General features: G+C 30.6%; 15 protein-coding genes. 1 reads left to right on the top strand and 14 read right to left on the bottom strand.

Annotation, left to right across the window (positions count from 1 at the left end; genetic code table 11):
• Nucleotides 1-12: 12 nt before the first annotated feature.
• The 3 genes from ASE40_RS19690 to ASE40_RS19680 form a co-directional block, all read right to left on the bottom strand.
• Nucleotides 13-2,208: a S8 family peptidase gene (locus tag ASE40_RS19690; RefSeq protein WP_057119004.1), complete on the bottom strand. Its 2,196-nt coding sequence runs from the start codon at nucleotides 2,206-2,208 to the stop codon at nucleotides 13-15.
• A gap of 236 nt (nucleotides 2,209-2,444) precedes the next feature.
• A complete protein-coding gene (locus tag ASE40_RS19685) occupies nucleotides 2,445-3,185 on the bottom strand; it encodes a hypothetical protein (RefSeq protein ID WP_057119002.1) in 741 nt (246 codons plus the stop codon).
• A 17-nt stretch (nucleotides 3,186-3,202) separates the two neighbouring features.
• Entirely contained in the window at nucleotides 3,203-3,742 is a 540-nt protein-coding gene (locus ASE40_RS19680) for a hypothetical protein (protein WP_128415002.1), read from the bottom strand.
• A gap of 304 nt (nucleotides 3,743-4,046) precedes the next feature.
• Between ASE40_RS19680 and prfA the strand changes: the two genes are divergently transcribed.
• Nucleotides 4,047-5,123: a peptide chain release factor 1 gene (gene prfA, locus ASE40_RS19675; RefSeq protein ID WP_057119000.1), complete on the top strand. Its 1,077-nt coding sequence runs from the start codon at nucleotides 4,047-4,049 to the stop codon at nucleotides 5,121-5,123.
• A gap of 563 nt (nucleotides 5,124-5,686) precedes the next feature.
• Here the strand turns inward: prfA and ASE40_RS19670 are convergent.
• The 11 genes from ASE40_RS19670 to ASE40_RS19625 form a co-directional block, all read right to left on the bottom strand.
• Nucleotides 5,687-6,085, bottom strand: a complete 399-nt coding sequence (locus ASE40_RS19670; RefSeq protein ID WP_057118999.1) for a hypothetical protein — start codon at nucleotides 6,083-6,085, stop codon at nucleotides 5,687-5,689.
• Nucleotides 6,086-6,120: 35 nt separating this feature from the next.
• Nucleotides 6,121-6,480, bottom strand: coding sequence for a hypothetical protein (locus tag ASE40_RS19665; RefSeq protein WP_057118998.1), 360 nt, complete (start codon nucleotides 6,478-6,480; stop codon nucleotides 6,121-6,123).
• A 49-nt stretch (nucleotides 6,481-6,529) separates the two neighbouring features.
• Complete coding sequence (locus ASE40_RS19660) at nucleotides 6,530-6,814, bottom strand: YtxH domain-containing protein (protein ID WP_057118996.1); 285 nt, start codon at nucleotides 6,812-6,814, stop codon at nucleotides 6,530-6,532.
• A 52-nt stretch (nucleotides 6,815-6,866) separates the two neighbouring features.
• Entirely contained in the window at nucleotides 6,867-7,019 is a 153-nt protein-coding gene (locus ASE40_RS21920; RefSeq protein ID WP_109192514.1) for a lmo0937 family membrane protein, read from the bottom strand.
• Between the two features lie 37 nt (nucleotides 7,020-7,056).
• Nucleotides 7,057-7,704, bottom strand: a complete 648-nt coding sequence (locus ASE40_RS19655; protein WP_057118993.1) for a porin family protein — start codon at nucleotides 7,702-7,704, stop codon at nucleotides 7,057-7,059.
• A gap of 38 nt (nucleotides 7,705-7,742) precedes the next feature.
• Entirely contained in the window at nucleotides 7,743-8,312 is a 570-nt protein-coding gene (locus ASE40_RS19650; protein ID WP_057118990.1) for a DUF4142 domain-containing protein, read from the bottom strand.
• Nucleotides 8,313-8,584: 272 nt separating this feature from the next.
• Nucleotides 8,585-10,369: a CHASE3 domain-containing protein gene (locus tag ASE40_RS19645; protein ID WP_057118988.1), complete on the bottom strand. Its 1,785-nt coding sequence runs from the start codon at nucleotides 10,367-10,369 to the stop codon at nucleotides 8,585-8,587.
• A gap of 12 nt (nucleotides 10,370-10,381) precedes the next feature.
• Entirely contained in the window at nucleotides 10,382-10,831 is a 450-nt protein-coding gene (locus ASE40_RS19640) for a response regulator (protein ID WP_057118985.1), read from the bottom strand.
• A gap of 21 nt (nucleotides 10,832-10,852) precedes the next feature.
• Entirely contained in the window at nucleotides 10,853-11,404 is a 552-nt protein-coding gene (locus ASE40_RS19635) for a helix-turn-helix domain-containing protein (protein ID WP_057118982.1), read from the bottom strand.
• 157 nt (nucleotides 11,405-11,561) lie between these two features.
• Complete coding sequence (locus ASE40_RS19630; protein WP_057118980.1) at nucleotides 11,562-11,747, bottom strand: CsbD family protein; 186 nt, start codon at nucleotides 11,745-11,747, stop codon at nucleotides 11,562-11,564.
• Nucleotides 11,748-11,960: 213 nt separating this feature from the next.
• Entirely contained in the window at nucleotides 11,961-12,434 is a 474-nt protein-coding gene (locus ASE40_RS19625; protein WP_057118978.1) for a Dps family protein, read from the bottom strand.
• Nucleotides 12,435-12,470: the final 36 nt, after the last annotated feature.

Raw genomic sequence — 12,470 nt, 5'->3', positions numbered from 1 at the left:
AGTAGCAGTAAATTATGCAACTCCAGAAGATACTTCAATTTTACTATAAATAGTTGAAAATTCTTTTTCAATTTCTTCGTAAACATCCATATTTTTTAAATCATCTATAAGTTCAATTACCACAGCATAATCTTGAAGATAATTTTCCAATATTTTTCCTCTTGTATATAGTCTTAATCGAAGCTCCCATGCACCCGCTAAGAAGCCTCTTGTAAAAGATTTTTCAAATTGCAGAACAGGATTCCACGGTAAATTATATTTACCTTCTTTTAAGCTAATTTCTTTTATACCTTTTGCTGTTTTCTTAAACAAAGAAGCTGAGATTCGTGATTCAGAATATTCTTTTTCATTATCAGGATTTACAGTTGGATCATAGGTGATTGTAACTTTAACTCGAAGTTTAACATTATTGTCTGTAAATTTCTGTGGAATATGAAATGAAATACTTTGGTAATTATTTTGGTCTAATTTTCCTTCATAAATATAAGCAGCATTATTTTTAGCTGATCTTAATGCAAGTTCTACATTGGGTTCTCCAAATCCAACATAGTTTATATTTTCATCGACTAATGTCATTGGTTTGCTTCTGCTATCTGTGAAATGACATAGTAAAGCTTTGACTAAATTTGGATCACTACTTGGGTAAAAGTCAAACAATCTTTGAGCGTATTGTGCAATTAAAGGTGCGGCAAAGCTTGTTCCTACGTCTACTGATAAGTTTGTGCCAGCTTTAGATAAGCCATAAGTAGATATTCTAGGAATTTGTGCATATGGAGAAATAAGATTTCCTCCATGTGCAACCAGTTCTGGCTTTATTCCTCTATCAGCTCCAGGACCTTTTCTTGAGAAAGGAGATATACATCCATTTTGCGATAATGAATTTGTCGCAACATGTTTAACAACAGAGCCAACAGTTAAACTCAATAATGATTCAGCTGGTGCACCAATTCTTGAGTTAGAATGCATAAAATGGTCATTTGGATATGCACCTAGTAAATTATTTATATTTCCAGCGGCAATTATAAAAAGCACTTTGTATTCTTTAGACAAATAATCTAATAACTTTGCTAAATCTGAAAATTGATTATCTTTAATTGACGTAGGGAATCCAAGTGAAAGATTGTAAACTTTTATAGTGTCATGAAATTTCAAAACCACATCTTCAATAGCTGATCGAAGTGTGAAATCTGTAGGGCCAATTGTTTGATTTAATTTATTAATTCCAAAGACTGCTAAGTCTAATACATGGCAATATGGATGTAACTCTTTTGTTGCTAAACAATGATCCATTTCATCACCAAAAATGCATCGACTAGCAACGAATGTTCCATGATTATATTCAAAATCAACAGCAGATGGGTGATGATATGGTATTTGATCTTTAATGAAGTTTTTTAGAATTTTATTTGGATAAATTCCAGAATCTACTATGCAAATAGTTGAAGAAGATTGTATAGGATTTATAATTACATCAGATGGCAATGGATCAACAACTATGGATTGTGGAACCATAAAGGTTTGACTTAATCTAATTTCTTTTATTGTAGAAAAATCAGTGGCAATTTTTTTTAAATGTAAAGAAGTTGTTTTACAGTATATTGTAGTTATTCCGTTTTTAAAAGTTCTTTTTGAAATTTCTGTTGCATAATTTCTTAAATCAATTTCAATAGCATTACTTATGGAAAGTAGTTCTTTAGGAGAAATTATAGAATATAAATTAATTATAACTTCAAGATTTTCATTTTTTTCATAATTAATTGTTTCATCAATTTTATTTTCTGCTATAATACTAGAAATTTTTTCAATAGGAGCAAAGTAACTTCTTCCAACATGTTCAACAGTATTAATATATGTATCTAACCGTTGTTTAAATTCTTTAAATTTTTCCTTGCTAATTGATGCATTTGCTATTGATTCATTTCGTTTAGAGAAAGATAATAATTCAAAACCTAAATTTTCTATTTTTTGTTTTTGACTTTTAATACTCACTCGTATAGGAGTTTCAATTTGTAGAAACAAATGACCAGAGTATTGAACATCTTTTTTTTCAGACTCTTCTTTTTGAAATTGATTTGATAGTTCTCTCAGATATTCTCCATGTTTACCATAGTCGTTACGTTTAACAGAAGGTGAAAATCCACGTTTTTCATATTTTTCAATTCTGATATTCTCTACTGGTATTTGAAAATGGTAATTGTCTTTTGCCATATTTTAATTTAGATTAAAAAATAAAAACATATTATAAATTAATGTATTGTTTTCAAATGTAGATGATTATAAATCAGCTTTTTTACGGAAAACCATAAAAGTAAATAGATCTACCTCGTAATAAAATGAGTTTCTATTATCTTATGTTTGTCATTAAATAGTTACAAACAAACATCGCATTAAATTTTAAATTCAACACTACGTAGAAACACCTGTTTTTCAAAACACAAAAACCATTAAAACCTCTTAAGCTTCTGCTCTTTTTCAATTTTCTTTCTATCATCTTCTAACATTTGTATGTTTTCCATATTGAAAAGGATTTTTTTATTTTCTCCTATGTAAATGTCAAAATCAAATATTTCTATCCTATCATTAGTTTCGCAATATTTATTAATTTTAAAATCAAAAGTTAACATTGCTCGAATTTTATTTTCTTCAGAGGTAAAAAAATATTGAGAAAATGTATTAAGGTATTTTTTTAGTTTTAGATTTTTACAAGTATTCGGAGTTTTCTTTTCTTCAGATTTATGTCCTTTTCCTTTATATTTTTGAAGAATAATATCTGTATAGTCTTTATTTAAACTTGCTTTTATAAAATACAATTTATCATTGTAGAATTTTAGTAAAACATTTTTAATAACAATACTGTCAGTTTCATAACTAGGGATAAATATTACTTTTGTAGAGTCATTAACCGATGCAACTTCAAGATTGTACCAACTTTTAACATTTTTATAGTCCGGCTTTATCAGATAAGCAGACGAACTTCCGGAATATTTTTCATCCAAATCCTGATAATTGACTACAAGATATTGATCTATATCTTCTATTATCGACATATACGATGTATATAAGGGCAATATCTTTTTTAAATCGGCAGTACTTGTCGAATTTACTTGGAAGTCACCAATCCTTGTTGGGCAATCTTGTGCATGTGAATAAATTGTAATTAGAATTATGAATAGAAAATATTTCATAAGCTCTTTTTAAAAAATTATTTAATTGCTTTCAACATTGTAAGCAATTCAGGGATTTTCCCTACTTGTGTTTCTGTCCAGAAATAATGCCTATAATCTGTCAAACCATTATCTTTAAGATATATTGATATTCTTCTTGAGTTTTTTTGAATATAAAAACTAAATGTTATTTCTTTAGAATTAAATATATATGTGGTTGATTGGTTTTTTTCTGTTTTGTCTTTCAGATTAGGAATAACATATTGTTCGATAAATAATATAAATTCATCAACTTCATTCAAATCAATCCAAGAAGATTTAAAATAATTTTCGGTTAATGCCATTTCCACTTGCAATGCTTTTATTTTTTTGTTTGATTTTAAATCAATTGCTTCAACAGGAAAGAAAACTAACACCTCTTTTAATCCGGTCGTGAATTCGGCTTTTATATTCCAATCCTTATTTACTTGCATGATTTCTGCGTTCTCGATAAACTGGCGGGCTTCAGAATTCTTATTTTGAGAATAATTTTGCATTATTGCGGAGAGCAATAAGAATAAAGTAAATAGTTTTTTCATTTTGAAGTTTATGGTTATTAGTTAGTTATTGTCAAAAATAAGTACTTAAAATATCATATCATTACGGAAATCCGTAAACGAAGTTGTAAAAACGAAAACCCCTAGCCCTGATAGAAGTGGAAATCCTTTTGTGAAGCTTTAGGAACAAAAGATTGTAACGCCCCGAGGCTTCGGGAGCAGGAAACAGCTTCTAAAAAAACAATGTAATCCCACTAAATATCCTCCTCAAAAAACACACAAAATCAACACTAGAATAATCAATAAATATTTCGTAATTTTGCAGTCCAATAAAAGGAATTAGAAAATGTTAGATAGACTTCAATATGTAAAGCAGCGTTTTGATGAGATTTCGGATTTGATTATTCAGCCGGATGTTATTGCTGATCAAAAGCGTTATGTGCAACTCAACCAAGAATATAAAAGCATAAAAGCTTTGGTTGAAAAGAGAGAAGAATACATTCTTGTTTTAGCCAATATTGACGAAGCAAACGAAATTATTGCTGACGGAAGCGATGCAGATATGTTTGAAATGGCCAAAATGCAGTTGGATGAAGCAAAAGAACGTTTACCGCAGCTAGAGGAGGAAATCAAATTTATGTTGATTCCTAAAGATCCTGAAGATGCTAAAAATGTTATGGTGGAGATCCGCGCCGGAACAGGTGGGGACGAAGCGAGTATTTTTGCTGGGGATTTGTTTAGAATGTATACTAAATATTGTGAAGCACAAGGATGGAGAACATCTGTTGTGGATATGAACGAAGGTACTTCTGGAGGTTTCAAAGAGGTTATTTTTGAGGTTTCGGGAGAGGATGTTTACGGTACTTTGAAGTTTGAAGCGGGTGTTCACCGTGTACAACGTGTACCGCAGACTGAAACGCAGGGTCGTGTACATACATCGGCAGCTACTGTTATGGTTTTACCAGAGGCAGAAGAGTTTGATGTACAGATCGATATGAACGATGTTCGTGTAGATTTCTTCTGTTCGTCTGGACCTGGAGGACAATCGGTAAATACTACGAAATCGGCTGTACGTTTAACGCACATTCCAACCGGATTGGTGGCGCAATGTCAGGATCAGAAATCGCAGCATAAAAATAAAGATAAAGCGTTAACGGTTTTACGTTCTCGTTTATACGAAATGGAATTGGCGAAGAAAGAAGCTGAAGATGCTACAAAACGTACTTCTCAAGTAAGTTCTGGTGACCGTTCTGCTAAAATCCGTACGTACAACTACGCTCAAGGTCGTGTAACCGATCATAGAGTTGGTTTGACTCTTTACGATTTAGGAAACATCATGAATGGTGATATTCAGAAAATTGTTGCCGAACTTCAATTGGTTAACAATATGGAGAAATTGAAAGAGGCTTCGGAGGTATTTTAATTTTTGAAGGTTCTGAGGTTCTGAGGTGCTAAGGTTCTGAGGTTTTTTTTTCTTCAGGTTCAAAGTTGCAGAGGTACTAAGGTTCAGAGGTTTTTTCTTGAACTTATATATAAAATTTAAGCCGAACTTTGTTCGGCTTTTTTTATTTTGAAGTTTAATAAATTTAAAATTTATTAAACTTCAATTTTTTTGTTTTGAATATTGTCACCGTTTTTTCGTTGGCTCATTCTATAAAGTAAAAGAGACTGCTTACTAATGTAAACAGTCTCTTTTGTTAAGTTTGAGATTTAAGTTTCTATTATTTATAAAGACTTTACAAAATTTCGATTATCGAAATAAAAAACCTTAATAACTTAGAATCTTAGCACCTCAGAACCTCTAAAAATATAGTGAAGGTCTTATCTTCATCAACCGCTTTCCCCAATAAGCGTATGATGAAAGTTAGATACCTAGAAATACTCTCGTATATTCAAAACATTTATATAGATTAGAGTAAACGTATACACCATTTTTTAATACTATTTCGCTTAACTTTTCCATAATATAAAATTTAAGTTTGACAATTACTCTCTGGATGGTTCATATTGTGATGATTCTTCTTCTGAAGTTTCACTTGAAAATTCGTCTGATTCGTGATCGTGATGTGGTTTAGAAACCAGATTGGTTACGATAAGCTGTACAAGTGATCCCAATACTCCTTTGAACATTGAATCGCCTTTTCCGACGATGAATCTTTTTGCCAGATATCCAATTCCAATACTAATTGCAGACTGTGCCATGTGACTTTTAAAACCAACTGTTTCGTTAATTTCTTCAACAGTATTTCTAATTAAATTTATTGGTTTCAAATTCTCTTTGACATCCTCGATATGATCTTTGATGGCGCACCATTCTGAATCTTGACGGACTTCTAATTCTTGAATTTTTTGATTTAATTGATCAATAGTGTATATAGCCTCCATAGATTAGTCTTTTATAATTATTAATTAATTAAATCTTAATTCTTTGTTTCTTTTAAAATACTTGAAATAATAGTATTTCCAATAGGTGTTTTTATCAATTTATGATGTGATTTTACAATAATAACAGCAACAATTAAGTAAAAAAGTGCCATGATAAAAAATCCATAATAATATTCTCCAAGCAGTTGTCCAACCCATAAACTAATCCCTATATTAAGGAACAAAGTAAAAAATGCAACAACAATCCCGATTGCTATCTTAGATGCTAACGATGATACACCGTCGGCAACTGAACATACTGTTTTTAGTTTTAATAATTCTAAACTTGTTTTAGCATAGTTTTCAGCTTTTTCATATAGATTTAAGTTCTCGTTTGTTGTTGCATTTGGTTCCATGATGTAGGGTTTTATGGTTTGAAAAATTCACTTATTAATAGCTATTATATTAATAGTTTGTTTTTACAGTTTTAGCTTCATCTTTGATAGAATTGAAATCATCTTTCACTTGGTTAAGTTTAGATTTTCCTTCTTCGATAATATCTTTACCGTTTGAAGTAATAGTACTTACAATACCATCAAATTTTGTTTTAAGGTTATCTCCGTAATCTTTCGATTTATCTTTGATTTTTTTTCTTGTATTTGAACCTTTATCTGGTGCAAACAATACTCCTATAAACGCTCCCGCCGCTGCGGCTCCTAAAATTCCTAAAATTGTGCTACTAGTTTTCATAATAATTGATTTAATGGATTAATATTTAAAATTTGTTGATTTAATATTTAATTTAAATTTCTCGACCTTTAATAAGTCTTAGCAGTACTGCGATAATGGCAATAACTAACAGAATGTGAATAATACTTCCGAAACTGTAAACAAAGAACCCTAAAGCCCAAAGAATTACCAGAATCACTGCGATTGTATATAATAAATTTGACATGGCTTTTTATTTTAGTGGTTTATAATTAGTTCTCTTTTTAATTTAACTTATACGAAAGGTATAATGTCAAATTGCTGTTTTTTGCATCTGGAATTGTGTAAGTTGTTCCTGCAACAGTTCTTTCTTTACCTACAGTTGTTAAACCATAATTGTAACGAACTCCAATGCTGATAGGATCAAAATCAACTCCAACACCTGCAGCAATACCTGCATCAAATTTGTTTAAATCATCTCTGTCAATTTCTTGGTCAAAATCAAAAGATCCGTCTCCTGTTACTTTAGAACTTACTAAGTAAGAAGCATAACCACCCGCATGTACATTAAAGTTTTTTGTAATATTTACTCTAACTAAAAGCGGAAGTTCAATATAATTTAATTTGAATTTTGTATTCCCGCTTGCAAAAGCATTGTTGTATTCAAATTCAGCACCTTTTGTAGTAAACAAAAGCTCTGGCTGAATCGCTACAAAATCTGAAATAGGAAGTGTAGCATAAACCCCGGCATTAAAACCGTATAAAATATTATTGTCATCTACATCGTCTCCACTGCCATATAGGTTAGACATGTTGAATCCTCCTTTTACACCGAACTCGGTATTTACATTATTGTCTTGAGCGTGCAGCATTCCAAATGAAGCTGATAAAAAAAGTGTTAAGGCGCATAAAAAATTTGTTTGCATTTTCATAGTTAAAAAATTTAGTTAATTGATAGATAAATAGGCTCTTATACGTTTTGTATTGTTATTCTTTCGGTTTCCCTTAAGAGTTTATATTGTTCAGGTAAATACCTTGATACTAATTCTAGAATTTCTTTATCTTTTGTTTCTCTAGATATAGTTTCAAATAACTTAATCTGGCCGCTTAAAGCATCTTTCATTGCGCTTAAATAAACATCGTTAAATTCACTGCCATTTGCATCTATGAGGTTGTACAGGTCTCTTTTGTGTGTGGCATTAATTTCAGTAATAACAATGAGCTTTAATGTTGCCATTTTTGTTATTTCGCCCAGGATTTGATTTTCATGAATTTCTATTCTCTTACTCAATTCCTGAACTATGGTGTCTGAACTTTTTTGTTGTGCAATTTGACTTTTAGAAATAATTGACTTACTAGCATTCGCCGTTGAAATAAAGAAATAAGCTTCTGTTTCTTCTCTTTCTGTTATTGCTAAAGCTTGGTTCTTAAAAGTGTTTTCTATGGGATTTATTTTTCTGCAAGACGTGATGCATAATAATAGTACCAGTAAGAAAAACACTTTAAAAATTGAAGCTTTTAAGGGGGATTTTGCTTTCATTATCACTTCTTAAAGTATTACATTACAAAGATGCTAACGAATGAAACATTTTACTTTACAGCATAAAAAAGAAACTTTATATAATTCCCATAGTAGAATTANAAAAAAAAAGAAATCACAGAATTTTCTATAATTTCTTTTTTTATTTTAATTAAAACCGTTGATTTTTTTTCTTACAATTGTATAATTGCGCAGCCAGTTTTTGAGATTAGGTTTTTGCAGCTATTAATTGCCCTATATAATTGTATAGGAAAACTGAAAATTTTACATTTTTAGTCTGGAAGAAAAACAGTAAAAACAGATCCTTCGCCTATAGTGCTGTCGGCAATAATGTGTCCTTTATGGTTCTCTACAATTTTTTTACAGATGGCTAATCCGATTCCGGTTCCAGGATAATCTGTTTTAGAATGCAGACGCTGAAAAAGAATAAAAATCGTTTCTTTAAACTGCGGATCAAATCCCATTCCGTTGTCTGTAAAAGATATTTTATGAAATTTCTTTACAGATTGTTCCAGTATTTCAGGATAATCAGATGAGCTTACTTTTTCGCTTGAAATAGAAATTACAGGTTCAACATTTGGTCGGCTGTACTTTAATGAGTTTCCAATTAAATTAATAAACAATTGTTCAATTTGATAAGGAATTACAGCCAGCTTAGGAAGTTTATTACTTTGAATAACTGCTTTCTTTTCTTCAATAATTTCAGCCAGTTCAGATTCGGCATTATCCAGCAGTTCATTCAAATTCATTTTAATAAACTCCTTTTTGGTTGTATTCGTTCTCGAAAATAAAAGAAGATCGTCAATTAAAACTCGCATTCTTTTTGCTGAGCTTTCGATTTTATAAATATAATTTTTAGCACTTTCAGACATTATATCCTTATCAGCATCAGAAACTCTAGAAATAAAAGTTTGGATTTTTCGAAGCGGTTCCTGTAAGTCGTGACTTGCCACATGATTAAAAGAAGCCAATTCTTTATTACTTTTTTCTAATTCTTTATTTCGTTCCTGAAGTTCGATGTTTAATAAATGTTCATCAGTAATATCGAAATTAATTCCAAGTAAGATTTTACTTCCTTGCTGGTCAGTTACAATTTTACCAGTTGTCTTGAAGTAGCGAACCTCATAATCTGATCGAACAATTTTGTAATACACAAACGGAAGCTGTTTTTTGTCAACAACTCCATCCATATATTTAGCAAATGTTTCTTTGTCGTCTGGATGAACAAATTTTAAAAGTGTTGCTTTATTTGGTACAAAAGATTTTGGTTCGAATCCTAACAAACGATATTGATTGTCTGAATAATCAATTTTATCGGCATCTAAATCCCATTGCCAAGTGCTGAAATTACCAATGCTTTCAGATTCTGCAATCAGTCCATTTGAGATAAGAAGTCTTTTGTTGAAAATCTTTAGGCGTTGAAAATCTCGGCTGATTTGTCGGTAAGCAAGTAAAATGAAACTCAATGCAGCTAAAAATAAGGAAATCGAAAAAAGAGGACTTAATGAAATTTCTGAATCGTAAATTTTAAGTCTTTTTTTTAGAAAAGTCTTTTCGATATCATTCATTTCATCTACTTTAAAACGAATGTTTTCCATCAAGATTCTTCCGCCAAACATATGATTATCTAATTTTCTTTTATCATATGTTTTAGGATCGCTGTATTTTAAACAGTTTTCAAAAGAAACAAATCGCTGGGTAATGAGTTTAAAAAGTTTTTGAAGATTGCGCTGTTGCTGCGGATTATCGGCAGTTAGTTTTTTTAAAGTGATAAAAGAAGTATTCACTTTATCGCGCGAATAAATGTAAGGCGTTAAAAAACGGGCATTGCGAGTGATGATATACCCTCGCTGGCCCGTTTCTGCATCTTTAATAGCCGACATTAAACGCTCTAGCTGGATGTTAATTTCGTAAGTGTGCATAACCAATTTACTTGATTCGTTCAAGTCTTGATTATGTTTGTAAGCAATTGAAGAAAGAAATAACAGGATGAAAACTGCGATTACAAAAATAACTCTCAAAGAGTTTGAAGAATTAAAATTTGGTATCCACTTCATTATAGTATGCTCTTATTTTAGTCGCAGCAAGAAATTATCACGGTTTAAACCTGAAGTATGATAATGCCAGTTTACGGTCACGACTTCATTAATTATTTTTTTAAGCGTATTGAAATCGCTCGGTTTTTTAATGTAAATATTTGCGCCTTGAATAAATGTATCTTCGATATCTTCTTCAGAAGAAGATGTTGAGTAAATAGCAATGATTATATCTTTTAGACGATCTGTTTTTTTGATTTCAATTAAACATTCTTTACCTGTTTTTTTCGGCATGTTCAAATCTAGAAACAAAATATCTGGAAGTTTATTGTCTGTGTTCATTAAATGATCCATCAGCTGCATTCCGTCATGAACGAAACTTACATTCGTTTGTATTTTGATTTCCTCAAAAGCATCTTTAAAAAAAAGACGGTCATCTTCATCATCATCAGCTAGTAAAATGTGTAATGCGTTTTTCTGCATTTGATCGTGGTATTTGGGTTTTTATTTTAAATTTTCTCTTCGTTTCTTAATAATTCTCTGAAAAGCAGATGGAGTAATTCCAGTTGTGTTTTTAAACTGCGTACTCAAGTGCGCAACACTGGAGTAATTTAGTAAAAAAGCTATTTCTGTCAAACTCATTTCGTTGATAATTATCAACTGTTTTGCTCTTTCGATTTTTTGTAAAATAATAAAGTTTTCAATAGAAGAGTATGTCACTTCTGAGAAAACATTTGATAAATAGCCGTAACTATGATTTAGCTTCTCTGCTAAAAACACAGAACTTTTATAATTATTACTGTCATCCATAAAAACAAGCTCGATAATCGCGTCTTTTATTTTTTGGACTAATACACTTTTTTGATTTTCAACTACTTCAAAACCGCACGGAGTTAATTTATTTTTTAAATTCTCTAGTGCTTCGGCATCAAGATTATCTTCAATCTCAATTTCTCCAAATCCCAGAGTTGTAAAATTAATATTATTTTGTTCCAGGTTTTGTTTTAAATAAAGAGAGCAAATCGTGTTAATGTCAAACTTTATAAATAGTTTCATTTTATGGAAATTTGGTTAAAGATACTTAATTTATTTGGTGTTTTTGCGTAAAAATAGCTTAGAATTACAAGTTGAATGCATTTTAAAATAAAATTTTCAAAAAAATACCGTCTAATATTTTTTACTAGACGGTATTTCCTGATTGAGTTGCAAGGATTTACAAATCAGACAGCATTTGGTGGAATTCTTCTTTCGTTTTTCCTAATTTTTGCTGAAGTCTTCCGTACATTTCGTCTTCTTTTCCTTCAGCAAACATCAAATCGTCATCTGTTAATTCAGCATATTTTTGCTTTAATTTTCCTTTTAACTCATTCCAGTTTCCTTTTATCTCGGTAGTATTCATGGTGTCTTTTTGTTTGAAATTATTAATAATGTAAAGTTGCAACTTCTAAAAGAGGTTTGCGTTACATTAATTTTTAAGACTGTTGTATAATTTTCATCCCAATTAATAATTTGAATAACTTAAATTTTAATTACAACTAAAATTAAAAATTAAAAAATTAAAAAATTAGAATTAACAATTAACAATTAACAATTAACAATTAACAATTAACAATTAAACCTGATACCTCCTCAAGATCCAAGCCATTTTTTCGTGCTCTTGCAAAAGTCCCGTTACAAAATCTGCAGAACCAGCATCATTTGTTTCATTTTCAAAAACGGGAATATAATCTCTAAATTCTGTTACCAGCTGCTCGTGGTTTTCTAAAAGTTCAGATAACATATGTTTTTGAGAGGCATATTCTTTTGGTGATTCCTTTAAAGTAGAATTTTCAATAAACTCTTTCATAGTACCAATTGTTTTTTCTCCAAGCTGGCTGATGCGTTCTGCAACTTCATCAATGTTAGCTTCTAGGATTCGGTACTGATCTTCAAACAACTTATGTAATTCCATGAAGCTGTTTCCAGAAATGTTCCAGTGAAATTTTCTAGTTTTTACATACAGTGTCATTTCGTTTGATAAAATCGTGGCTAATATAGTGGCGCTTTTTTTTAAATTTTTAGGTGATATTCCAATATTTGGGCTCATACTTGTATGTATTAAAAGGTTTCTTCCAAAGATACT

This window comes from Flavobacterium sp. Root935, from assembly GCF_001429295.1.
Taxonomy (GTDB): Bacteria; Bacteroidota; Bacteroidia; order Flavobacteriales; family Flavobacteriaceae; genus Flavobacterium.
This window is presented reverse-complemented; position numbering and strand designations above follow the sequence as displayed.